General features: G+C 71.7%; 16 protein-coding genes and 1 pseudogene. 4 read left to right on the forward strand and 13 right to left on the reverse strand.

Features of this window, described 5'->3' with window-relative positions; all coding sequences use genetic code 11:
- Positions 1–23 precede the first annotated feature (23 nt).
- Together EV375_RS10500 and EV375_RS10505 are read left to right on the forward strand one after the other, a co-directional pair.
- Entirely contained in the window at positions 24–1,190 is a 1,167-nt protein-coding gene (locus EV375_RS10500) for an alanine racemase (RefSeq protein ID WP_130299210.1), read from the forward strand.
- On the forward strand, positions 1,187–2,470 hold the full coding sequence (locus EV375_RS10505) for a phosphopentomutase (protein ID WP_486588400.1): 1,284 nt from the start codon (positions 1,187–1,189) through the stop codon (positions 2,468–2,470). The genes EV375_RS10500 and EV375_RS10505 overlap by 4 nt, the downstream gene beginning before the upstream one ends.
- Before the next feature lie 115 nt (positions 2,471–2,585).
- On the opposite strand, the gene EV375_RS10510 is transcribed toward EV375_RS10505, so the two are convergent.
- The 7 genes and pseudogenes from EV375_RS10510 to EV375_RS10540 all read right to left on the reverse strand — a co-directional run bounded on the left by EV375_RS10510 (position 2,586) and on the right by EV375_RS10540 (position 12,945).
- Positions 2,586–3,908, reverse strand: a complete 1,323-nt coding sequence (locus tag EV375_RS10510) for an HAD family hydrolase (protein ID WP_130299211.1) — start codon at positions 3,906–3,908, stop codon at positions 2,586–2,588.
- Positions 3,909–4,241: 333 nt separating this feature from the next.
- Positions 4,242–4,760 (reverse strand): annotated as a pseudogene (locus EV375_RS10515) (GNAT family N-acetyltransferase); the annotation flags it as partial.
- Positions 4,761–4,780: 20 nt separating this feature from the next.
- The gene (gene ffh / locus EV375_RS10520) at positions 4,781–6,334 is read right to left on the reverse strand and encodes a signal recognition particle protein (RefSeq protein WP_130299212.1); all 1,554 of its coding nucleotides are present in this window, start codon (positions 6,332–6,334) and stop codon (positions 4,781–4,783) included.
- Between the two features lie 132 nt (positions 6,335–6,466).
- Positions 6,467–9,214 (reverse strand): [protein-PII] uridylyltransferase, encoded by a 2,748-nt coding sequence (locus EV375_RS10525; protein ID WP_130299213.1) that lies wholly within the window; start codon positions 9,212–9,214, stop codon positions 6,467–6,469.
- Between the two features lie 11 nt (positions 9,215–9,225).
- Positions 9,226–9,564: a P-II family nitrogen regulator gene (locus EV375_RS10530; protein WP_028435395.1), complete on the reverse strand. Its 339-nt coding sequence runs from the start codon at positions 9,562–9,564 to the stop codon at positions 9,226–9,228.
- Positions 9,561–10,880, reverse strand: coding sequence for an ammonium transporter (locus EV375_RS10535; RefSeq protein ID WP_130299214.1), 1,320 nt, complete (start codon positions 10,878–10,880; stop codon positions 9,561–9,563). Before EV375_RS10535 ends, EV375_RS10530 begins: the two co-directional genes overlap by 4 nt.
- A gap of 469 nt (positions 10,881–11,349) precedes the next feature.
- Positions 11,350–12,945 carry an NsdA family TPR-like regulatory protein gene (locus EV375_RS10540; RefSeq protein ID WP_130299215.1) on the reverse strand — a complete coding sequence of 532 codons (1,596 nt, stop codon included), beginning with the start codon at positions 12,943–12,945 and terminating at the stop codon, positions 11,350–11,352.
- 280 nt (positions 12,946–13,225) lie between these two features.
- Between EV375_RS10540 and EV375_RS10545 the strand changes: the two genes are divergently transcribed.
- A complete protein-coding gene (locus EV375_RS10545) occupies positions 13,226–13,921 on the forward strand; it encodes a bifunctional DNA primase/polymerase (protein ID WP_130299216.1) in 696 nt (231 codons plus the stop codon).
- 110 nt (positions 13,922–14,031) lie between these two features.
- On the opposite strand, the gene ftsY is transcribed toward EV375_RS10545, so the two are convergent.
- The 5 genes from ftsY to EV375_RS10570 all read right to left on the reverse strand — a co-directional run bounded on the left by ftsY (position 14,032) and on the right by EV375_RS10570 (position 21,636).
- Positions 14,032–15,237: a signal recognition particle-docking protein FtsY gene (gene ftsY / locus EV375_RS10550; protein ID WP_130299217.1), complete on the reverse strand. Its 1,206-nt coding sequence runs from the start codon at positions 15,235–15,237 to the stop codon at positions 14,032–14,034.
- 115 nt (positions 15,238–15,352) lie between these two features.
- Entirely contained in the window at positions 15,353–16,777 is a 1,425-nt protein-coding gene (locus tag EV375_RS10555) for a sugar porter family MFS transporter (RefSeq protein ID WP_130299218.1), read from the reverse strand.
- 245 nt (positions 16,778–17,022) lie between these two features.
- A complete protein-coding gene (gene smc / locus EV375_RS10560; RefSeq protein ID WP_130299219.1) occupies positions 17,023–20,601 on the reverse strand; it encodes a chromosome segregation protein SMC in 3,579 nt (1,192 codons plus the stop codon).
- 255 nt (positions 20,602–20,856) lie between these two features.
- The gene (locus EV375_RS10565) at positions 20,857–21,069 is read right to left on the reverse strand and encodes a hypothetical protein (protein WP_028435389.1); all 213 of its coding nucleotides are present in this window, start codon (positions 21,067–21,069) and stop codon (positions 20,857–20,859) included.
- 303 nt (positions 21,070–21,372) lie between these two features.
- Entirely contained in the window at positions 21,373–21,636 is a 264-nt protein-coding gene (locus EV375_RS10570; RefSeq protein ID WP_207228048.1) for an acylphosphatase, read from the reverse strand.
- 343 nt (positions 21,637–21,979) lie between these two features.
- On the opposite strand from EV375_RS10570, the gene EV375_RS10575 reads away from it, so the two are divergent.
- A complete protein-coding gene (locus EV375_RS10575) occupies positions 21,980–22,795 on the forward strand; it encodes a CAP domain-containing protein (RefSeq protein ID WP_486588401.1) in 816 nt (271 codons plus the stop codon).
- A gap of 68 nt (positions 22,796–22,863) precedes the next feature.
- On the opposite strand, the gene mutM is transcribed toward EV375_RS10575, so the two are convergent.
- Positions 22,864–23,781, reverse strand: a complete 918-nt coding sequence (mutM, locus tag EV375_RS10580; protein WP_130299221.1) for a bifunctional DNA-formamidopyrimidine glycosylase/DNA-(apurinic or apyrimidinic site) lyase — start codon at positions 23,779–23,781, stop codon at positions 22,864–22,866.
- Positions 23,782–23,838: the final 57 nt, after the last annotated feature.

Below are 23,838 nucleotides of genomic sequence, written 5' to 3' on the forward strand. Positions count from 1 at the left end.
CCAGCCGTCCCGAAGGGCCGATCTTGTTCCTCGACACCGTCCTCGCCCGCAACCCCGGTCTCGCGGACACGGCTGCCTCGCTGCACCGGGACGGCGCGATACCGCCGGACACCTACGTCGTCGACCGCGACGCCGTGGAACGCAACGCGGCGCTGCTCGCCGAGAGGGCCCAGGATCTGGGTCTGTCCCTGTGGTTCGTCGTGAAGCAGCTGGGCCGCAATCCGGAGCTGATCGCTGCCGTGGCCCGCCACCTTCCGCAGTCCGCCGCCATCGACGCGCCGGAGGCCCGTGCCCTGCACGCCGCCGGGGCCCGCCCGGGCAACATCGGTCACCTGGTGCAGATCCCGTGGCGTGCGCTTCCCGGGATGCTCGCCTGGCGCCCCGAGGCCGTCACCGTCTTCGACACGGACAACGCCCGCGCCGTGTCCGACGAGGCGAGGCGGCAGGGATTCGTGCAGGACGTGCTGCTGCGGCTCGCGGGCGCCCCCGGCTCGGTGTTTCCGGGCCAGGAGGGCGGTGTACCGCCCGACGGCGTGGACGCCTTCGCGGAGGAGGCGGAAGCGATGCCGGGCATACGCATCGCGGGCGTCACAGGCTTTCCGTGCCTGCTGTGCGATCCGTCGACCGGCGCACCGCGGCCGACGGAGACCTTCACGCTGCTGCTGGAGGCCCGCGCACTCCTGGAGAGACGGGGCCACCAGGGCCTCAAGCTCAGCGCACCGGGCGCCACTTCGGCCGCCGCGCTTCCGCTGCTCGCCCGGCTCGGCGCCACGCACGGCGAACCGGGCCACGCCCTGACCGGGACGACACCGCTGCACGCGCTCGACCCCGGCCAGCCGGAACGCCCCGGGTACGTCTACGTCACCGAAATCGCCCACACCCTCGCGGACGGCCGGCCCGCCCTCCTCGGAGGGGGCTTCTATCCCCGCGCCGGCATCAGGGACGCGCTGCTGCCGCGGACCGAGCTGCGGCTGCCCGTGCAAGAGATGCCGGCGGAGAACATCGACTACTACCGGCTCCTGGACCCTCCCCCGCCCGGCGCGGCACGGGTGACGGCGGGCGACACGGCTGTTCTTGCCTTCCGTACCCAGATGTTCGTCACCCGCAGCAGCGTCGCCGTCGTCGCGGGCCTCTCGTCGAGCGAACCGCGGCTGACCGGCCTGTACGACCCTCTGGGGCGGGCCCTGTGAGCGCCGCACGGCCCGGTTCGGGCGCGGCAGCGAGTACGGGGAGGACCGTCGTCGTGGTCCTGGACGGCCTCGGCATCGGTGCGATGCCCGACGCGGGTGCGCTGCGGCCGGGAGACGTCGACGCCGACACGCTCGGGCACCTCCTCGACCGTTACCGCGCCGAACACGGCCGGCACCTGCGGCTTCCCGCGCTGGAGGACCTCGGCCTCGGGCTGCTGCGTCCGCATCCGGCGCTCGCGGCCGGGACGGCGCTGCCCGTCGCAGCCGGGCGGGCCCGCCTCGGCTACGACGGCGCGGACACCTACGCCGGCCACCAGACCATGATGGGCGCCGACTTCAGCCGGGTCGCCGTGGCCCGACTCGCCCAGCACATCGCGGAAGTGACCGCGGTGCTCGAACAGGCCGGGTACGAGGCCGAGTCGCTCGGCGGGGAGCCCCTGCTCGTGGTCGAGGGCGACATCCTCGTGCACGACAACCTGGAGGCCGACCCCGGCATCAACTGGAACGTCTCCGCCCGCCTCGAGGACCAGCCGTTCGAGCGGATCCTCGCCGTCGCCCGTACGGTACGGGCGGCCGCGCCGGTCGCCCGGGTCATCGCGGTCGGCGGCCGTTCCGTGAACCCGCTGCCGGAGTTCGTACGGCACGGCGCCGGCGGCACCGTCGGCCTCGACACACCTGCGAGCGGCTTCTACCGCAACGGCGGCCTGCGGGTGCAGCACCTCGGCGCACCCGTGGATCACACCAGGCAGCTTCCGGAGCTGGCGGCGCGCGCCGGGGCGGAGGTCACCCTCGTCGGGAAGGCGGCGGACATCCTCGCCTGCGACAGCGCGGTACGCCGCCCTGCCGTACGGACCGGGGAAGTGCTGGCCCACACGCTCGCCGCCGCGCGAGCGCACCGCACCGGAGAAGCGGTGGGGGCGCCCGCTCTCGTGGTGGCGAACGTGCAGGAGACCGATCTGGCCGGGCACCAGCAGGACGCCGCGGGCTTCGCCGCGGTGCTGAGGGAGGCGGACGCCGGACTGGGCGCGCTGCTGCGGGAGTTGGACCGTCCCGGCGACCGGCTGATCGTCACCGCCGACCACGGCAACGACCCGTTGATCGGGCACGCCTTCCACACACGCGAGTTCGTGCCGGTGCTCGTCCACCGTCCGGGCTCCGGCGACGCGGGCCCCGTCCTGCTTCCGGATGCGGCGTCGCTTGCGGATGTCGGGGCCACGGCGGCCGGCTTCCTGGGCATCGGCCCGGACGGGCCGGACGGGGGATCGCCGCTGCCGGTCTGACGCATCCGGACGCACACCGTGGGGCACCGGAGCCGGCGCCCCACGGGCCTGGCGGTACGTCCGCGAAGGGGCGTGCGCCCGCGAGGTGTGTGCTCCCGTACCGGCACGGTCACGGTCAGCCGAAGACGCGGTCCCTGCGGTCGGGCACGACGCTGCCGTCGTAGCGGCGTACGGCCGTGAGCTCGCCGTTCTCGCTGTTGTACGCCGCGGTCGAGCACGGGTAGGGCTCCGGCCTCCGCGGAAGCGGCTCGATGAACATCGGGTTGACCATCCATCGGCCGTCCTCGTTGTCGTACGCCCGGCACATCACCTCGTTCTTGTTCCGGTTGAGGACGAGGTGCGCGCCGGTGGCGTCACGTACGAACGTGACGTCGGTGTCCGCGTCGCCGCTGCCGAGGGCGATGCGGTGCTCGCGGTCCTGCTGCTCCCAGGCCGCGCGGCCCTTCATCCCGTAGATGTCCTGGTTGATCCAGCAGCGCTTGCCGTCGATGTACGGGATGGTCCCGCCCCTGCTCGCGGGAGCGTCGCCGCATCCCTCGGTGCCCGTGGTGATGCGGCCGTCGCGCAGGACGCTGCGGATGGCGATCGTGTGCTCGGCGTCGATGCCCACGCCCTTGGACCAGGCCTCGGCCGCGTACTCGACTCCTGCGGAGACGATGTAGACGTCGAATCCCGCCCGCTGCAGGGTCCCGATGAGGTCCTTCTGCTGCGGGTAGTAGCGCACGTACGCGGGGACGGTGTGCGTGCCGACCTCCATCTCGCTGCCGACGGGGGCGGCGAGGCTCTTCTTGCGTCCCGCCTCGGCGTACCGCTTGACCTCCGCCGGAGTGTGTCCCGCGAACAGCTGCGCCACCCAGGCGTATTCGGGCACCGTGCGGCGGTGGTTCCACTTGCCCCCGAAGGCGGGACTGCCGTCCATGGTCCGGGCTTCCGTGCGGATCTCGAAGACCTCGTCGGTGCAGTCGTCGTCGGTGGACGTCGGCAGCGGCCGGCCCACGGGCACGGACCTTCCGCAGGCCTTGGTCAGGGCGCGCTCGGCGCTTGCCGTGAGCCACTTGCTGGTGTCGCCCCACCGGCGCGGCTGGAGGATCTTGTCGTGGTGGAGAGCCCAGGCGAGCGTGACGTCCGTGGTGTCGTTCTTGGTGACGGTGTTGTCCCAGTCGAAGGCCGCGACGGGGCGGGTCTTGTGGCCGCCCCTGCCGTTGTGACCGCACAGACCGCGCTCGTCGATCAGGCGCTGGAGCCGGGCGCGGTTGTGCCCGTACCACTCGAGCTTCTTCGACAGCTGCGGGCAGTGGCCGCCTGCGGCCGCCGTCCCGGCGGTGACAGTGCGGGCGGCGTCCGGCGAACCGGTCGACGCGGCGGCAGGGGCGGGAACCGAGGCCACGAGGGCGGCTGCGGCGAGGCTCAGTGCGGCCGGAACGGATCTGTTGCGCATAAGGCTCTCCGGTGTCGGAGGGGGCGGAAACGCCGCCGGGGCCGTGCCGGAAGGACACGACCCCAGTCGCATGTACCGTACATCTTCCTCCTGGCGGGGCGTCACATGCGCACCCGTGGAGGGCCCACGGAGTCCCGGCGGGCAGACCGGGCGGCCGGGGGAACCGCGCGGCCTGCCCCGCACGCCGACCCCGCCCCGCTCCCGGCGGAGCGTCAGATCCCGTCAGTGCTCGACGCTCATGCCCGCGCCCGGCCCGGGCTCCCGGCCCGCGTTCCGCGGCCGCGATCCGTTACCACCGCGTCTTTGTCCGCTGAGCCCCGCAGCGCGCGCCTCCGGCCACTCCTCGGCGGTGATGGCGAAGCGCTCGTGGTCGCGCCAGGCGTCGTTGAGGAAGAGCAGCCGGGGCGAGAACCCCTCGTGCCGGAACCCGAGCCGGCGCGCCATGGCGGTGGAGCGGTGGTTCTCCGGCTGGACGTTGATCTCCAGACGGTGCAGTCCGAGCCCCTGCGGGGCGCTCTCGAAACAAGTGTCGACGATGAGCCGCATCCCCTCGGTCATGCGGCCGGTACCCGCGTACGGCACGTAACTGTCGTAGCCGAGCGAGGCGTTGCAGAAACGGGCACGGACGATGTTCGCGACGTTGACGCGGCCGACCAGGCCGTCGTCCTCGCTGTCGAAGATCATGAAGCTGCGCAGCGCGGGGCCCTGACGCCGCAGGAGGTCGGGAAGACCTTCCGGCTCTACGGGATTCCACGGGCGGAGGTGGTCCGCCGAGCGGAGCACCGCCTCTCGGTAGACGGTCTCGTCGCGGGGCTGCGGGGGCCGGATGTATACGCGCATGAACGACATCATCCGCCCCCGCGCCCGATGGTTCACTTCGGGGGCAGCATGTCCTTGAACTCCTGCGGCAGTTCGAAGTCCTCGGGGCTCTGCCCCGCGCCCGTACCGCCGAACGCGCCGCCCTGACCTGCGGCCTTGCGCTGGGCCGCGGCCTGCTCCTCCTGCTTGCGCTTCATGGGGTTCCCGGACTGGCGCTTGCCCTTGGCCTTCTTCTGCTGCTTGGGCTTCTTCTTTCCCGCGCCACCCATGCCCGGCATACCGGGCATACCCGGCATTCCGCCCCCCTGTGCCATGCGGGACATCATCTTGCGGGCCTCGAAGAACCGCTCCACCAGGTTCTTCACAGCACTGACCTCGACGCCGGAGCCCCGCGCGATACGGGCCCGGCGTGAACCGTTGATCAGCGTCGGCTCCGCCCGCTCCCCCGGGGTCATCGACTTGATGATGGCGGCCGTGCGATCGACCTCGCGCTCGTCGAGATCGTTGATCTGCTCCTTCATCTGGCCCATGCCGGGCATCATCCCGAGCAGCTTCGAGAGGGAGCCCATCTTGCGGACCTGCTCCATCTGCGCCAGGAAGTCGTCGAGCGTGAACTCCTTGGGGCCCTTCTGCAGCTTTGCGGCCATCTTCTCGGCCTCTTGCTGGCTGAAGGTCTGCTCGGCCTTCTCGATGAGCGTGAGCACATCGCCCATGCCGAGGATGCGGGACGCCATGCGGTCCGGGTGGAACGCGTCGAAGTCGTCCAGCTTCTCGCCGTTGGAGGCGAACATGATCTGCTTGCCGGTCACCTGGGCGACCGAGAGAGCGGCACCGCCGCGTGCGTCACCGTCGAGCTTCGAGAGGACCACACCGTCGAAGCCGACACCGTCGCGGAAGGCCTCGGCCGTGGTGACCGCGTCCTGGCCGATCATCGCGTCGACGACGAAGAGGATCTCGTCGGGGCTGACCGCGTCGCGGATGTCCGCGGCCTGCCGCATCAGCTCCTCGTCGATGCCCAGGCGCCCCGCGGTGTCGACGACGACGACGTCGTGCTGCTTCTCCCGCGCGTGGGCCACGGAGTCCTCGGCGACCTTCACCGGGTCGCCGACGCCGTTGCCGGGCTCCGGCGCGAAGACGGCCACACCGGCCCGTTCGGCCACGACCGAGAGCTGGTTGACGGCGTTCGGACGCTGAAGGTCACACGCGACGAGCAGCGGCGCGTGCCCCTGCTGCTTGAGCCAGCGGCCCAGCTTGCCCGCCAGCGTCGTCTTGCCGGACCCCTGGAGGCCGGCGAGCATGATGACGGTCGGCGGGGTCTTCGCGTGCCGCAGGCGGCGGGTCTCACCACCGAGGATGCCGATGAGCTCCTCGTTGACGATCTTGATGACCTGCTGCGCGGGATTCAGCGCCTGGGAGACCTCGCTCCCGGCGGCACGCTCCTTGACCTGCTTGATGAAGGCACGCACGACGTGGAGCGCGACGTCCGCCTCCAGCAGGGCGATACGGATCTCACGCGCCGTGGCGTCGATGTCCGCCTCGGACAAGCGGCCCTTGCCCCGGAGGTTCTTGAAGGTCGCTGCGAGGCGATCGGAGAGAGTGTCGAACACGGCGTTCGCGGGTCCTTCGCGTCTGGGTACTGGGTCAGGTCGGCAGTCGGCCTCCAAGGGTATCCGTCCGCGAGGACTGCGGTCAGGTCCGGTGGGCGACCGGCTCCCGCCCGGGATCGCACGCCCGGCCGGCTACCCCGCCTCCTGCGGCGTGCGACCCAGCTCCCGTTCGAGGTCGCGCGCGAGGGCGACGGCGTCGGACGAGGCCAGCGGCGCACCGTCGGCGCCCGTCAGATAGAAGGCGTCGACGGCGTTGGCGCCGAGCGTGCTGACGTGCGCGCTGCGCACCAGAACGCCCGCTCCCTCCAGGGCACGCCCGATGCGGTACAGCAGACCGGGTGCGTCCTGTGCCCGCACCTCCAGGACGGTCGCGAGCTCCGAGCCGCCCGGCGCGACGGTTACCCGCGGCGGCGGAGCCAGTCCCGCGCGGCGCCTCCGCGGCCCTCGGTAGGCGGCCTCGCGCTCGGCGAGGCGGGCCGCGATGTCGAGAGAGCCGTCGAGGGCGCGCGCCAGATCCGCGCGCAGGCGCAGTGCGGGGGGCAGCGACCCGTACTCGGCGGCCACGCGCCACGACAGCAGCAGCACGGCCGCGGCCTCGTCGGGCTCGCCGGCGGCTCCGCCGGTCACCTGGCCGGGGAGCCGCATCACGCGCAGGTCCGCCGCCCGTACGGTCATCCGGTGCAGGGCGAGGACACCGGCGACGGCGGGCAGCACGCCCAGGGCGTACGCGCCGGTGCCGCCCGGAGCGCCCGGGGCTCCCGTGGCGCCGGGGGCCCCGGGGCCGGGTGCCGGGTAGTCGGGCGCAGGGTAGTCAGGCGCCGGACGCGGGGCCGGAACAGTGACCAGCAGTTCGACGCCGACTCTCCGGGCGCGGGACGCCTCCGCGTCGTCCTTGTCGTTCCGGCCGCCCCGGCGGTCTCCGTCGGAGGGGTCGCCCGGCGCCACCGCCGTCCCGCCCGTCGTACTGAGCGCGAGGGCGGGGCCCTGCCGGCGCCACGACTCCAGCGCGAGCCGTTCCGCCTCCGCGGACGGCACGAACGGTTCGGTGTGCTCCTCGACTGCCTCACCGGCGAGTACGCCGGCGACCCGCGAGACCAGGTCGGCGACGAGGGTGCCGCGCCATGCGGACCACGCGGCGGGGCCGGTCGCGAGCGCGTCGGCCTCCGTCAGCGCGTGCAGCAGTTCGAGGGTTCCGGTGCCGCCCACGACGTCGGCGACGGACCGGATCGTCGCCGGGTCGTCCAGGTCGCGGCGCGTCGCGGTCTCCACCAGCAGCAGATGGTGACGTACGAGCCGGGCGAGCACCTCCGCGTCCGGCGCGTCGAAGCCCATGCGGCCGGCCATGTCGTAGGCGATCGTCTCCCCGACGAGGGAGTGGTCGCCCGGCCAGCCCTTGCCGATGTCGTGCAGCAGAGCCGCGACCAGCAGCAGGTCCGGCCGCTGCACGTGGCGCGTCAGCGCGGAGGCCCGCACCGCGGTCTCCACCAGATGACGGTCGACGGTGAAGCGGTGCACCGGATTGCGCTGCGGACGGCAGCGCACCCGCTCCCAGTCGGGCAGCACACGCCCGATCAGGCCCTCGGCGTCCAGTGCCTCCCAGACGGGCACCGTCGCCTCGCCCGCGCCGAGCAGCGTGACGAACTCCTCGCGCGCCTCCGCGGGCCACGGCACCGGAAGATCCGGCGCCGCCGCCATCCTCCGCACCGAGGGCAGTGCCAGCGGCAGCTGCGCCTGTGCCGCTGCGGCGGCGGCCCGCAGCGGCAGCACGGGGTCACGGTCGGGCCGTGCCGTACGGGCGAGCGCCGCCTCCCCCTCGTGCTCGACGACGCCTTCGGCGAGCGGTGTGCGTTCCTGCGCGGTGCCGCGCCGGGCACCGCCGGAGCCACCGCCCGACGAGCCGCCCAGCAGTCCGCGCAGCCGGGAGGCGCGCCCGCCGCGGGAGTGGATCACGCGGCTCACCTCGCGCCACGTCACGTCCGCCGCATAGGCGATGGTGCGGGCCGACTCGTAGACCTGACGAAGCAGCGCGTCGGCGTCCGACAGCCCGAGCGCCGAGGCGACCTGGTCCTGGTCCTGGAGAGCGAGCCGGTCGGTGGAGCGGCCGGTCGAGAGGTGGAGCACGTCGCGCACGTCCAGCAGCGACTCGCGCGCCCTCGCCAGGCCCCCGCGCGGCGCGTCCGCCAGCCAGGACGCGGCCACCGCCCGCAGCGCCGTGGCGTCGCGGAGCCCCCCGCGGGCCTCCTTCAGGTCCGGCTCCAGCAGGAAGCGCAGCTCACCGTGGGTACGGGCCCGGTCCTCGGTCAGCTCCCGAAGCTCCGGGAGGCGCGCGGCGGCCTGCGCCCGCCACTGTGCGAGGAGCCCGGTGCGCATGTCGGAGGTGAGCGTCTCGTCGCCCGCGACGTGCCGCGCGTCCAGCAGGCCGAGCTGGACCTTCAGGTCGTCCGCGGCGGTGGCGCGGGCCTCCGCGGGGGTGCGTACGGAGTGGTCCAGGGCGATGCCGAGGTCCCACACCGGGTACCAGATGCGGTCCGCGATCCGCGCGATGCCGCCGGGCCCGGCGCCGCCGTCGTGGAGCAGCAGCAGGTCGAGGTCGCTGCGCGGTGACAGTTCGCCCCGCCCGTAGCCGCCGACGGCGACCAGCGCCACACCCGGACCGGGGTCCCCCAGCAGCCCTGCGAGCCAGTGGTCCGTCACACGCGCCAGTTCGGCACGGCGGGGCGCCCCCACCGCCGTGCCGTCCTCGCCGCGGAGGAGACGCAGCCGGGCAGCCGCGTAGCCGCCCTGCTCCGTCTCCGGCCCGGCTTCACGGGCCGGGTCCTCCGCCCCGGCTTCACGGGCCGTGTCCTCCGCCGTGCCGGGAGGCCCGCTGCGTCCGCCCATGTGAACCGTCACTAGAGGGCGTCGGGTCCGCGCTCGCCGGTGCGGACCCGCACGGCGGTCTCGACGGGCACCGTCCAGACCTTGCCGTCGCCGATCTTTCCGGTGCGGGCGGATTTGACCACGACCTCCAGGAGCTCCTCGGCGTCCCCGTCCTCGGCCAGGACCTCGATCCGTACCTTCGGCACGAGGTCGACGGTGTACTCGGCCCCCCGGTAGACCTCGGTGTGGCCGCGCTGGCGTCCGTAGCCGCTGGACTCGGTGACCGTCAGGCCCTGCACACCGAAGGCACGCAGCGCCTCCTTCACGTCCTCCAGCTGGTGCGGCTTGATGACCGCGGTGATGAGCTTCATGCGTCAACCTTCTTCTCGGAGATCCGGCCGGCCGTCTGCGACTCGTCGTGCTGGTCCTGGCCGTGCGCCGACGCGGCGGGACGGGCCGGGGACGTGACGGAGGACCCGGAGGTGGAGCCGCCGACGGCACTGAAGTCGTACGCGGTCTCGGCGTGGTAGGCGCGGTCCAGGCCGCTCGTCTCCTCCTCCTCGCTCGCGCGCATGCCCACGGTGACGTGGATCAGCTTGGCGATGATCCAGGAGACCACGAAGGAGTAGCCCATCACCGCGAAGGCCCCGGTGGCCTGCTTGCCGAACTGGGCGAGACCGGCGTCACCGCCGGTGGCCAGGAAGCCGACCATGAGCGTGCCGATGACGCCGCCCACGAGGTGCACGCCCACGACGTCCAGCGAGTCGTCGAAGCCCAGCTTGAACTTGAGGCTGACCGCCCAGGAGCAGACGAGACCGGCGACCAGACCGATGGCCAGCGCCCCGACGGCGTTGACGTTCGCACCGGACGGCGTGATCGCGACAAGTCCGGCGATGGCACCCGAGGCGGCACCGAGGGTGGTGAAGGCGCCGTGCCGGATTCGTTCGTAGACGAGCCAGCCCAGAACGGCCGCTCCCGTGGCGAGCTGCGTGTTCATGGCCATGATCGCGGCCGTGCCGTCCGCGGCGAGAGCCGAGCCCGCGTTGAAGCCGAACCAGCCGAACCACAGCAGAGCCGCTCCGAGCACCACCAGCGGCAGGCTGTGCGGACGCATCGGGTCCTTCTTGAAGCCGATGCGCTTTCCGACGACCAGTACGGCCGCGAGCGCACCGACACCGGCGTTGATGTGGACGGCGGTGCCACCGGCGAAGTCGATGACGCCGAGGTCGAAGAGCCAGCCGCCCTCGGCCCAGACCCAGTGCGCGACGGGGAAGTAGACGAGCGTCGCCCACAGCCCGATGAAGGCGGTCCAGGCGCCGAACTTCACGCGGTCGGCGAGGGCCCCGCTCATCAGGGCCGGGGTGAGGATCGCGAACATCATCTGGAAGAGCGCGAAGGCGAAGACCGGGATGCCGCCCTTCTCGGTCAGCGATCCGTCGGTGATGCCCTTGAACCCGGCGAAGTCGAAGTTGCCGATGACCCCGCCGGTGTCGGGGCCGAAGGCAAGGGAGTAGCCGTAGAGCACCCACAGGACGGTGATCACGCCCAGCGAGACGAAGGACATCATCAGCATGTTGAGCGCGCTCTTGACGCGGACCATGCCTCCGTAGAAGAAGGCGAGGCCCGGCGTCATCAGCATGACGAGGCATGCGCTGATCAGTACGAATGCGGTATCGGCGCCATTCAATGGACGTCTCCTCGAGGTACCGGCCGCATGGAACGGACGGGACGGGCGGAAGGCCGGGGGGTGTTCCAGTCACGTTCGCCGCGTTCCGTTTCCTTTGATGCCGTGCGTTGTTTCGCCGTGGTGACGATGCGCGCCGTGGTGTTACGTGCCGGTGAACCGCCCACGGGCGGGACGAGGAGATGCTTCGCACCGCGGACATGCAGAACCGGCCGCGACGCACCCTGTACGACATGGCGTCGGGGGGAGCCCTGTCTGCTGCCCGGGTGCGGCCGCGGCCGGTTGTCATGGGTCGGACGGATCAACTCGCCCGCAGGTTCCACAAGTTCGCCGATCCGCACATCCGCGCATTCGCGGACCGGGTGCGGTTCGTGCCGATCCGGGCCGGACCCCGGCGCGGTTCCGGATCAGGCCCGGGTGTGGTAGCCCGGTGTGCCGCGGGGCGGCACCATCGAATAAGGCGCCCCCGAGGTCATCCCGCCACCGCGCGCGCCTCGGTGTCGGGCAGCTCCTCGGCCAGCCGTTCGCCGAGGCGCACGACCTCCGCGACCCCGCCGAAGTCGCGCGCCGCCCACGCCGCGGTCCGGCGCAGCCTGTTGTTCACGCGCTCCGACCGCAGTCTCCGGGCGACGTCGATCGCCTCCCCGGCGCGGAAGGCACAGTGCTCCGGCTCCTTCTGGAGCAGATGCACGCTCGCCATGCCCAGCAGGTTCAGCGCGTAGGAGCGGCGGTGCCCCCCGCCCTCCGTCTCCTCCGCCTCACGTCTGAACAGCTCCACGGCCCGCTCCATCGCGGGCCGCGCCATCGACGCGTAAGTCGGGCTGCGCCCCGACGAGTAGGCCAGGTCGCGGTAGGAGTGCGCGGTCTCCGCGTTGAGTTCGGCCTCCGAGAAGAAGCGGATCCAGTCCGGGTCGCGGTCGGCGGGCCCGCTGTCCTCGAAGGTGTCCTCGGCCATGCGCACCGCACGCCGGCACTTGCCCGGCTGGCCCATGTTCGCGTACGCACGGGCCTCCATCGCGTGCAGCATCGCCTGCGTACGGGCGGTCGCTCCGTCACGGCTGCCGTACTGGGCGAGGTGGATCAGCTCCAACGCGTCGTCCGGGCGCCCCAGATGGATCATCTGCCGGCCCATCTTGCTCAGCACGTACGAGCCGAGCGGGCGGTCCCCCGCCTCCTTCGCGGCGTGCAGGGCGAGCACGAAGTACTTCTGCGCGGTGGGCTGCAGGCCCACGTCGTAGCTCATCCAGCCCGCCAGGGCGGCGAGTTCCGCCGTGACGCGGAAGAGGCGGCGGCCGACCGGCTCCGCGTGCTTCTCCTGCAGCAGGTCCGTGATCTCGTGCAGTTGCCCGACGACGGCCTTGCGGCGCAGCCCGCCGCCACACTGCGCGTCCCACTGCCGGAACATGACGGTGGTGTGCTCCAGGAGCTCTATCTCGGGCATCGACAGCTTCTCGCCCCGCCGCGCCGCGCCGCCCTTCACGGGCAGTGACAGCACCTGACCCTGACCGCCGCCGCTTCCGGATGCCGACGACGCCGCCCCGCTGCCGTGCGGGGAGGCCGCGGCAGCGGGGACGGCGCCGTCGGCACCCGCGTCCGGCATCGCCGGACCCGGTACCAGCCAGCGCTGCATCGGCTCGATCAGCGAAGGGCCGGCGGCCACCGACAGCGACGTCCCGAGGAACCCGCGCCGCCCCAGCATCAGGTCACTGCGCGTGAACTCGTTGATCATCGCCACCGTCTGCGGCCCGGCCCACGGCAGATCCACCCCGGAGGCGGCCGGCGACTGACGGACGGGCCGCAGCCCGAGGTCCTCGACCACGACGACGCAGCCGAAGCGCTCGGAGAACAGCTCGGAGAGGATGCGCGGGATCGGCTCGCGCGGCTGCTCCCCGTCCAGCCAGCGGCGTACGCGCGAGGTGTCGGTGCTGATGTGGTGCGCACCCAGCTGCCGGGCCCGGCGGTTGACCTGGCGCGCGAGCTCGCCCTTGGACCAGCCGCTGCGCAGGAACCACGAACTCAGCTGACTGTTGGGGAGCTTGTCGCCCTCACCAACCGGTAATGCCCCCATCAGGCTCCTCACCGCCCCCACGACACCATGCCTCCGGCATACCCACGGAGCGAAGCAACGCCGTCCGTGTGTACTGAAAGTAACCTCGCGATCACTCGCGAGGCGAGGCCGTTTGCACAATCGCCACCATTCGCCACCCCTTCGAATGAACCCCTCCGCTGCCGCACACGATTCACTTGACACATGACCCGGCCGACAGCTTTCGAGCGGTGTGCGTGTGCCCCGTCACTGTGCGCAGACCGCTCGTAACCATCGGCAGGCAGGACCCGTTGGAGGGAGCATGGGCTTCACGATCGGCGCCATCGGCGGTCTGGGCGGCATCCGCGACTTTCATCAACTGCGCCCCGGCGCGAGGCGACGCCACCGCGAGTGCGCCGCCACGACCGTGGCGGAGTACACCGGACTGTGGGGATGGTCAGTCGTCCCCGGCGCCCGCGCCGCGCGTGCCGCCGGAGGGCGCACCGAGTGTTCGTGCGGTGCCACCGTCTGCCCGGCTCCCGGGGCGCATCCGCTCGACGCGTCGCTGGAGGTGCCTGCGGGTGCGACGCTCGACGAGGCCGCCGAGACCTGGTCGCAGTGCCCGGGGGCCGCGCTGCTGCTGCCCACGGGCCGGCACTTCGACGTGATCGAGGTCGGCGAGTCCGCCGGCCGTCACGCCCTTGTGCGCCTGGAGCGAATGGGGCTGCCGCTGGGCCCCGTGGCGCTCGCGCCGCACGGACGCATGTGGTTCTTCGTCGCTCCCGGCGCCGCAGCCGAACTGCCCGAACTGCTCTACCGCATGGGGTGGGACGACGCCCGGCTCGACCTGCGCGGTCTCGGCGAGGGCGAGCACGTGACCGCACCGCCCTCGGACCTCGGCGGCCTCGGCCCCGTGCGCTGGCTGCGCCGGCCGGCGCTCGAAGGCGCGGGCCGGCCGCCGCAGGCCCGGCTGCTGCTGGGCACGCTCGCCTACGTCTGCCACCGCTCGGCGGCCTGAGGGCAGGTCCGGCCCAGGCGGCACAAGTGCGCCCCGTCCCATCTGCATCTGCACCAGGACGGGGCGCTCCGCTGTGCCGGCAACCGGCCGCGCCTACCGATGCCGCCGGTTCACTCCCCGCCGATCAACGCGTCGACGAAGGCCTCCGGCTCGAAGGGCGCCAGGTCATCCGCGCCCTCACCGAGGCCGATCAGCTTGACGGGCACGCCCAGTTCACGCTGGACCGCGACGACGATGCCGCCCTTGGCGGTGCCGTCCAGCTTGGTGAGCACGATGCCCGTGATGTCCACGACCTCGGCGAAGACCCTGGCCTGCACGAGCCCGTTCTGCCCGGTGGTGGCGTCGAGCACGAGCAGCACCTCGTCGACGGGGCCCTGCTTCTCCACGACGCGCTTGACCTTGCCCAGCTCGTCCATCAGTCCGGTCTTGGTGTGGAGCCGGCCCGCCGTGTCGACGAGCACCGCCTCGGCGCCCAGCTCGGTGCCCTCCTTGACCGCCTCGAAGGCGACGGATGCCGGGTCGCCGGCCTCCGGGCCGCGCACGGTGCGCGCACCGACGCGCTTCCCCCACGTCTCGAGCTGGTCGGCCGCGGCGGCACGGAAGGTGTCGGCCGCGCCGAGCACCACGGACTTGCCGTCCGCCACGAGCACCCGTGCGAGCTTTCCTGTGGTGGTCGTCTTGCCGGTGCCGTTCACGCCGACGACGAGCACGACACCCGGGCGGTCGACCGCTCCGCGGGTCTCGGTGTGGACGGTGCGGTCCATGTCGGGCCCCACCAGCGTGAGGAGTTCGTCGCGGAGCAGGCCGCGAAGCTCCTCGGTCGTGCGGGTGCCGAGGATCCGCACCCGCTCGCGGAGACGTTCGACCAGCTCCTGTGTGGGCGCGACTCCGACGTCGGCGGTCAGCAGCGTGTCCTCGATCTCCTCCCAGGTCGCATCGTCGAGATGCTCCCGCGAGAGCAGCGTGAGGAGCCCCTTGCCGAGGGCGTTCTGCGAGCGGGAGAGCCGGGAGCGCAGCCGCACGAGGCGTCCCGCAGTGGGCTCCGGAGTCTCGATGGCGGGCTCGGCGGGCGCCGGCGCGGCGGGCGCCTCGGTGCCGGCCGGGAGGCCGACCTCCTCGATCGTTCTGCGTGGCGCTTCGGCCGTCCCCGCGGCCTCGTCGCCGACGTGTGGTTCGGCGGGTGCGGTGGCCGTGGCCCGCGGCTCGGCGGGCTTCTCGGCGGCGGCGGTCTTCTTCTTACGTCCGCTGACGACGAGCCCGCTGATCACGGCCAGCAGGACCACGGCGATGACTGCAACAAGGATGACGATTTCCATAGCCCGTCCAGTATCCGCCACCGTCAACCATGCGCCCGCACGGCCTCGCGCACGCCGCCGCCCCGGTGTCGGACCGGGGCGGCGGCCGTGCAGAGGAGCGGGCGGCGGGGTTCGGTCAGCCCATCTCCTCCAACGCCTTGCCCTTCGGTTCCGGAACCCACTTGAGCAGGAACGGGATCGAGAGCAGGGCGAAGACCGTGTAGATCACGTACGTGCCGGACAGGTTCCACTCCGAGAGGCTCGGAAAGCTGGCGGTGATGACCCAGTTGGCGATCCACTGGGCGGCCGCCGCGACTCCGAGGCCGGCGGCGCGCAGCTTGTTGGGGAAGATCTCCCCGAGCAGCACCCACACCACGACGCCCCAGGAGAGCGCGAAGAAGAGCGTGAAGGTATGGGCGCCCACGAGGGCGACGGTGCCCTGTGCGTCCGGGAGCGAGACGTTCTCCCCCGATCCGCGGACGGCCGAGAAAGCCCAGGCCACGAGGGCCAGCGAGACGGCCATGCCGACCGAGCCGATGAGGCCGAGCGGCTTCCGGCCGATCTTGTCGACCAGCAGCATCGCGATGACGGTGCCGACGATGTTCACGATCGAGGTCGTGAAGGAGTAGAAGAACGAGCTCTCGGGATTGATCCCGACGGACTGCCACAGCGTCGAGGAGTAGTAGAAGACCACGTTGATGCCGACGAGCTGCTGGAAGACCGACAGCCCGATACCGACCCAGACGATGGGCAGGAAGCCGAAGCGCCCGCCGAGCAGGTCCTTGAACGTCGACTTGTGCTCGGTGCGCATGCCGTGCTCGATCTCGGCGAGCCGCGCGTCGATGCGGTCGTGCTCGCCCTCGACGCTGCTCAGCACCTCGCGAGCCCTGGTGTGCCGCCCGACGGAGATCAGGAAGCGCGGCGACTCGGGGATGACGAAGGAGAGCAGGAAATAGGCCACCGAGGGGACGACCATGATGCCGAGCATCCACTGCCACGCCTCCAGGCCCGCCAGCTTCCCGCGCTGGTCGCCGTCGGCGAGCGTGAGGATCGCGAAGTTGACCAGCTGGGAGACGGCGATGCCGGTGACGATCGCGGCCTGCTGGAAGGAGGCGAGGCGTCCGCGGTATTCCGGCGGGGAGACCTCGGCGATGTAGGCGGGCCCGATCACGGAGGCCATGCCGATGGCGACCCCGCCGAGCACGCGCCACAGCGCGAGGTCCCAGAGCGCGAAGGGCAGCGCCGACCCGACAGCGCTCACCGTGAAGATCACGGCGGCTATCTGCATCACCCTGATCCTGCCTATGCGGTCCGCGAGGCGGCCCGCGAGCGCCGCGCCTATCGCACTGCCGATGAGGGCGGCGGCGATGACCTGGGCAAGCATGGCCGAGCCGGCCCCGAACCTGCCGCGTACCGCCTCCACGGCTCCGTTGATCACGGAGCTGTCGTAGCCGAAGAGGAAGCCGCCCATGGCGGCAGCTGCTGCGATGAAGACGACACGTCCGAGCGGGGCGGTCTGTCCGCCCGCCGCCGGTGGCGCCGACTGTGATGTGCTCGTCAAGGTCTCTCCTGCGTGCCCGGCGCGCAGACCGGGTTCGGGACTTTGTCGCCTCCGAGGCGGGCACGCAGACTTCACGCAACACCGCTTGAAGGTAAAAGTGACGCTGCAGAGACTATGACTTTAAGTTTCGAAGTCAATAGGTCGAGTCTGATGGAATCGACGTTACGTCCGTCACTCAGAAGTTCAAGATGTGAAGAGAAGGTGCACCAGGACGCGTTGCAGCACCTGACGGAGCTGACTGAGGCTCAACTCAGCCGCTGGCTGATGACCTTCGTCACGCCGTCGCCCTGCATCGAGACGCCGTACAGCGCGTCGGCGACCTCCATCGTGCGCTTCTGGTGCGTGATCACGATGAGCTGGGAGCTGTCCTTGAGCTCCTCGATGAGGCCGATCAGCCGCTGGAGGTTGGTGTCGTCCAGCGCCGCCTCCACCTCGTCCATGACGTAGAAGGGGCTCGGCCGCGCCTTGAAGATCGACACCAGCAGCGCCACCGCCGTCAGCGACCGCTCGCCGCCGGAGAGCAGTGAGAGCCGCTTGACCTTCTTGCCGGGGGGCCGCGCCTCGACGTCGACGCCGGTACTGAGCATGTTGTCCGGATCTGTCAGCACCAGACGGCCCTCGCCGCCCGGGAAGAGCCTCGAGAAGACGCCCTCGAACTCCCGCGCCGTGTCGTAGTACGCCTCCGTGAAGACCTGTTCGACGCGCTCGTCGACCTCCTTCACCACCTGGAGCAGGTCCGCTCGGGTCTTCTTCAGGTCCTCGAGCTGCTCGCTCAGGAACTGGTGCCGCTCCTCCAGCGCCGCGTACTCCTCCAGCGCCAGCGGATTGATCTTCCCCAGCTTCTGGTATGCGCGCTCCGCGACCTTCAGCCGCTTCTCCTGCTCGGCCCGCACGAAGGGCACCGGCTTGTTACGGGGATGCTCCGGGTCCTCGGGGAGTTCCTCGCCTTCCGCGGGCGGGGACGGCGGCACGAGCTGGTCCGGGCCGTAGTCGCTGATCAGGCCCGCAGGCTCGACGCCCAGCTCCTCCAGCGCCTTCGTCTCCAACTGCTCGACCCGCATGCGCTTCTCGGCGCCCAGCACCTCACCGCGGTGCATCGAGTCGGTCAGCTTGTCCAGTTCGTCCTTCAGTTCACGGCCCGCGTTGCGCTCCGCGGCCAGGGCCCGCTCCCGCTCGCTCTTCGCCCGGCCGGCCGACTCGCGCTCCTCGGCCGCCCGGCTCAGGGACGCCTCGACGTGTGCCAGCAGCTGCCGGGCCCCGGATGCCACCGCCCCGGCGACCTCTGCCTCGTGCCGCATCCGCGCCCGCCGCCGCTCGGCACGTACGCGGGCCTCACGTTCCGCGCGGGCCGCGCGGTCGAGGGAATCCGCCCGCCCCGCGAGCGACTTGACGCGCTCCTCGTGCGTGCGCACTTGGAGCCGCGCCTCCATCTCCGTCTGCCGCGCGTTGGCACCGTCCGCCGAGAGCCGGTCCCGCAGGGAGGTGTCCGGCTCGACGTCCTCGCCCTGCTCGGCCTCCTCGGCGACGGCGAGCCGCTCCGCCAGCTCCTCGGCCTCCTCGTTCGCCTTGACGAGGGCCGCCTCGGCCTTCGCGACGGCCGAAGCGGTGCGTTCCGCCTCACCCGCCGCACCGCGGGCCTGACCCCCCAGCGTCCCGAGCCGTCCGGCGATCTGCGACTTCTCCTTGTCGGCCGCGCTCCGCCGCGACCCCAGCTCCTCGACCAGTGCCGCGCACTCCCGGCGCCGCACCTTCGCCCGCTCCTGCTCCTCGCTCAGCCCGGTGTGGCGGGCCGCCAGTTCCTCCAGCGCCGCCGCGGCCTCGTCGACGGCGGCCTGGGCCTCGAGAAGGCTGGGGGCACCGGCGGAGCCGCCGTGGGCGAAGTGGGCGCCGAGGACGTCGCCTTCGGCCGTCACGGCAACCGTGCCGGGCTGCTCGGCAACCGTCTGCTCAGCGTCCTCCAGCGTCCGTACGACCACCATGTCCCGCAGCAGCCTGTGCACTGCCGGCATCAGCTCGGCGGGAGCCCGTACCAGCTGCGCGGCAGGGGTCGGTCCGCCCTCGCGCTGCACGGCGGGCTCCGGCACCGCACCGGCGGCGGAGGCGGACGCTGAGCCCAGCAGCAGCGCCGCCCGGCCCGCGTCGTGCTTGCGCAGCAGCCGCAGCGCGTCAGCGGCGGTGGAGGTGTCGGCGACGGCGACCGCGTCGGCCGCGGCACCCAGAGCCGCGGCGACCGGCACCTCGAACCCCGGTGTGACGCTCAGCAGTTCGGCCGCCGGGCCCAGCAGCCCGGTCAGCGCGTCCGCGGCGGACAGCAGTGCACCGGTGCCGTCCTTGCGGCGCAGGCCGAGCGCGAGGGCGTCGTGCCGGGCGGAGGTGGCGGCACGTTCCCGTTCGACGGTCGTGACGGCGTCGCGGGCCGCGGAGAGCGCCGCTTCCGCGTCCGCGAGTTCACGCTTGGCGGCCTCGTGCTGGTCGGCCAGCTCGGTGTCGCCGGCGTCGAGCCCGTCGACCTCGGCCTGGAGGCTCTCGTACTCCTCCTGCGCGGCGGCGGCGCGCTCCTGTGCCTCGTCCCGTGCGGTCGTCAGCCGGTCGATCTCGGACTGCGCCGAGGAGGCCCGGCTGCGGGCCGCGTTCACCTGACCGTGCAGCCTCGCAAGGCCCTCGCGGCGGTCGGCGATGGCGCGGGCCGCGTCCTTGAGGCGGCGCTCCTCCTCGTGCAGCTGCCTCTCCAGCTCGGCCCGGTGCGAGACGGTGTCGTCCAGAGCCCGCTCGGCCGCCTCCAGAGCGGCCTCCAGCTCCGCCTCCTGCTCGCGGATGCGGGCCGCTTCCCGCTCCATGTCCTCCGGGTCACGGCCCCGGCGCTCCTCGACGGGCCCGGCCTCGGCATGCTGGACGCGCTGGTCGGCGAGCCCGATGGTGCCTCGCACCCGCTCGGCGAGTTGTGAGAGCTCGTACCAGGTCTGCTGGGCGCGCTCCAGCCGCGGTGTCAGCATCCGTACCTGCTGCTCCAGCTCGGCCTCGCGGCGCAGCGCTTCCTTCAGCCGTGACTCGACGGCGTCCTTGCGCTCCTTGAGCGCGGCCTCGTCGGCGATCTCCGATCTGAGCGCTTCCTTGAGGGTCACCAGGTCGTCCGCCAGCAACCGCAGCCGGGCGTCCCGCAGATCGGCCTGGATGACCTGCGCCTTGCGGGCCACGGCGGCCTGGCGTCCGAGCGGCTTGAGCTGGCGCCGCAGCTCGTCGGTCAGGTCCTGCACGCGCGCGAGGTTCGCCTGCATCGCGTCCAGCTTCCGCAGCGCCTTCTCCTTGCGCTTGCGGTGCTTGAGGACTCCCGCGGCCTCCTCGATGAAGGCGCGCCGACCGTTGGGGTCGGCGTGCAGTACGCCGTCGAGCTGGCCCTGGCCGACGATGACGTGCATCTCCCGGCCGATGCCGGAGTCCGACAGCAACTCCTGGACGTCCAGCAGCCGGCAGGTGTCCCCGTTGATCTGGTATTCGCTGCCGCCGTTGCGGAACATGATCCGCGTGATGGTGACCTCGGCGTAGTCGATGGGCAGCGCGCCGTCGGCGTTGTTGATGGTGAGGGAGACCTCGGCGCGGCCGAGCGGCGGCCGCCCGGTCGTACCGGCGAAGATGACGTCCTCCATCTTGCCGCCGCGCAACGACTTGGCGCCCTGCTCCCCCATCACCCACGACAGGGCGTCCACGACGTTGGACTTGCCGGAGCCGTTGGGACCTACGACGCACGTGATGCCGGGCTCGAAGCGCAGCGTCGTGGCGGAGGCGAAGGACTTGAATCCCCGCAGTGTCAGGCTCTTGAGGTGCACGCCGTCGGACTCTAGTCCACTCGGCGCCCCCGCCTGTCCGGGACTGCCACGGAGCGCGGCGAACTCCCGACGTTCCTTTCGGTTTCACCATGTGAGGCGTGGGGCACATCAGTCGGTAAGCGCAGCGCCCAACAGCCCACGCCACACGATGAGGTGGAGGAAGCACCACCGGGAAACAACGAAGGGACGCCGAAGCGTCCCTCGCGGATTTCATGAGCGGCAGGCTGCACGCCGGCCCGGCCCGGAGAAGTCAGGTCAGGTCAGCGCAGGCTCTGCCTGGTGTACGTCGATGTCGATGCCTTCGAGCATCGAGTCCTGATGCCGTGCGGCAGCCGACAGAGCGTCGTTCTCGGCCTGCATCCGTACGAGTTCGGATTCCAGGTCCTGGACACGCTGCTGCAGCCGTCGCATCTCGGCGAGGACTCGGGGGTCGGAGCCGCCGACGTAACCGAGAAGCGCCTTTGCCATGATCGATGGTCCTCCACACTGAGTGACCAACCCGAGTGGTGGCTGGTCGTGAGGGAAATTTCGCGCCCGCTGTACCACTTCTGAACTTGTTTTTCCGGATCAAACAGTCCGGTTGCGGGGGACTTCAAGCTTCTCACCAAAAGGTTTGACGGTCAACACGATCACGCCCCGCGGCCCTGGGCGGCCCTTGCTCGACGGCGTACATGCGCCGGAGGCGGCGGCCCGCGGGGGGCGTAATGATCACTCTCAACCACTCGTTGCGGCAGCTTTGCATGGTCAGACGGGAATGGCAACCGGTTTGGATCATCGAATGGCGAAGCCGGTGTAGCCGCCGCGCGGCCGGTCCCAGATCTCGGTGACACCGTCGACCTGCCCGGGCGTGTCGTCGGAGCGCAGCCATTCCAGCAGCGCTTCGCTCTCGGGCCGCCCTCCCTCGGCGACGACCTGGACCCGTCCGTCACCGAGGTTGACCACGAAGCCCTCGAGGCCTCCGATGCGCAGAGCGGCCGCGCGCGTGAACCAGCGGAAGCCGACGCCCTGGACCCGGCCCCGCACCCAGGCCGTCATGCGAACCCTTGTTACTGACGAGTCATTGTCATCCGGCTTCGTATTACCCGAAGTCATGGCCGCACGCTATCCGGACATTTCCTCGGTCGGCACATGCGCCCCGTCTGTCATGGCGTAAAGTCCCGCCCACCAAGCTTCACTCGATCGGATGAGGCTTCGAAAGCCGAACACGTGAGGACTTTCTGAGATGGGCCGTCACAGACGTGTCTCCCACGCTCCCGGACCGGTCGTCACTTACGACATGGGACCTCGCCAGCGCTCCTCGCACCGCAGGCCGGCCCCCCCGGTAGTACAGCGGGGCGGGCTCTCGGCACGGGCTGGGATTCTGGGAGCGTCAGCGGCGATGGCAATGGGTGCGGTGGCCGTCGCTTCCACAGTGCTTCCCAGCCCGGGAGGCGCTGCTGGTACGCAGTACAGCGATGTCCAGGCGGGTGGTCCTCCCGACCAGTCATCGAAGCCCAACGTGCCCGCGCCGGAAGGCGGTTCGGACCCGATCGGCGACGGCGGCCCCGAGGGCGGAAACGTGCCCCCGGACACCTCACGGCCCGGCGGCGGGAACCAGGACCCGGGCCAGACGCAGCCTTCCGAGCCGGGCGGCGGCAACGGCCAGGGCAGCGGCGAGACGGGCAACGGCGACGGCAACGGCGGCTCCAGCGGGAACGGCCAGGGCAACGGCAACAGCGGCGGCTCCAGCGGGAACGGCCAGGGCAACGGGAAGGGCCAGGGCAACAGCGGTGGCTCCGGCAACTCCGGCGGCGGGTCGTCCGGCGGCCTGAGCCAGACCGAGCAGGACGAGGCCCAGGTCCTGGCGCTGGTCAACGAAGAGCGCGAGGACGCGGGCTGCAAGCCGGTCAAGGCCAGCAGCAAACTCGCGGAGCTGGCCGGGGACTTCAGCCGCAGCATGGCGATCGAGGGCTTCTTCAGCCACCTCGGCCCCGACGGTTCGAGCCCCTGGGACCGCGCCGAGGAGCTCGGCATCCTGGACCTGGGCGGCGAGAACATCGCCCGCGGCCAGGAGAGCCCCGAGGACGTGGTCGCGGACTGGATGCGCAGCCCCTCGCACCGCGCGAACATCCTCAACTGCGAATACCGCACGATGGGCGTCGGCGAATACGTCGACGAAGACGGCCCCTGGTGGACGCAGGACTTCGGTTACTGAGCACCGCAGCACACTTGGGAGCCCCGACAGGTCATCGGCCTGTCGGGGCTCCGCCCTTGCCGGTCCGGTTACCGGGGATCGATCCGCTTCCCCGCGCGTCCCGGCGGCACGGGCACTGTGCGGCGCGGGCGAGGCGGAGGCTGGCACCTGGGGCAGTAGTAGCTGGAGCGGTTCATCCAGGGGCGGCGGCGCATGGATGTGCCGCAGCGCCGGCAGGGCTCGCCCTCACGCCCGTAGGCGTCGAGGGAGCGCTCGAAGTAGCCGGACTCCCCGTTGACGTTGACGTAGAGACTGTCGAAGCTCGTACCGCCGGCGGCGAGCGCCGCGTTCATGACGTCGCGGACGTGGCCCAGGAGCTCGGTGGTGCGGGGCCGCGTCAGCGAAGCCGTGGGCCGTTCGTAGTGGAGCCTGGCCCGCCACAGCGCCTCGTCGGCGTAGATGTTGCCCACCCCGCTGATCAGCGACTGGTCGAGCAGGGCCCGCTTGATCGTCGTACGGCGGCGGAGCAGGGCTCCGTGGAAGGCCTGCTCGTCGAAGAGCGGGTCGAGCGGGTCACGGGCGATGTGCGCGATCACGTCGGGCAGCGCGCCGGAGTCCGGGACGACGGACTCCGGATGCAGGGACAGGCCGCCGAAGGTCCGCTGGTCGACGAAGCGCAGCTCGCCCGCCTCCGGATTCTCGAAGGTGATGCGGATGCGCAGGTGCTTCTCGTCCGGTGCGTCGGAGGGCTGGATGAGGAGCTGTCCGCTCATGCCGAGGTGGGCGAGCACACAGACGCCGGGGTCCAGGGGCAGCCACAGATACTTGCCGCGGCGCCGGGCGGGCCCGAAGCGGTGTCCCCGCAGCCGGGCCGCGAAGTCCTCCGCGCCCGCCACGTGCCGCCGCACGGCCCGGGGGTGAAGCACCTCGACGCCTGTGATCGTCCGGCCGCTCGCCCAGCGCTCCAGGCCGCGGCGCACCACTTCGACCTCGGGCAGCTCGGGCACGCTTCTCCTCACATGGAACAGGGACGCGACGGCCCGCCCGGAACCCGCGAGGCGGGG

This window comes from Streptomyces sp. CNZ301 (assembly GCF_004217425.1).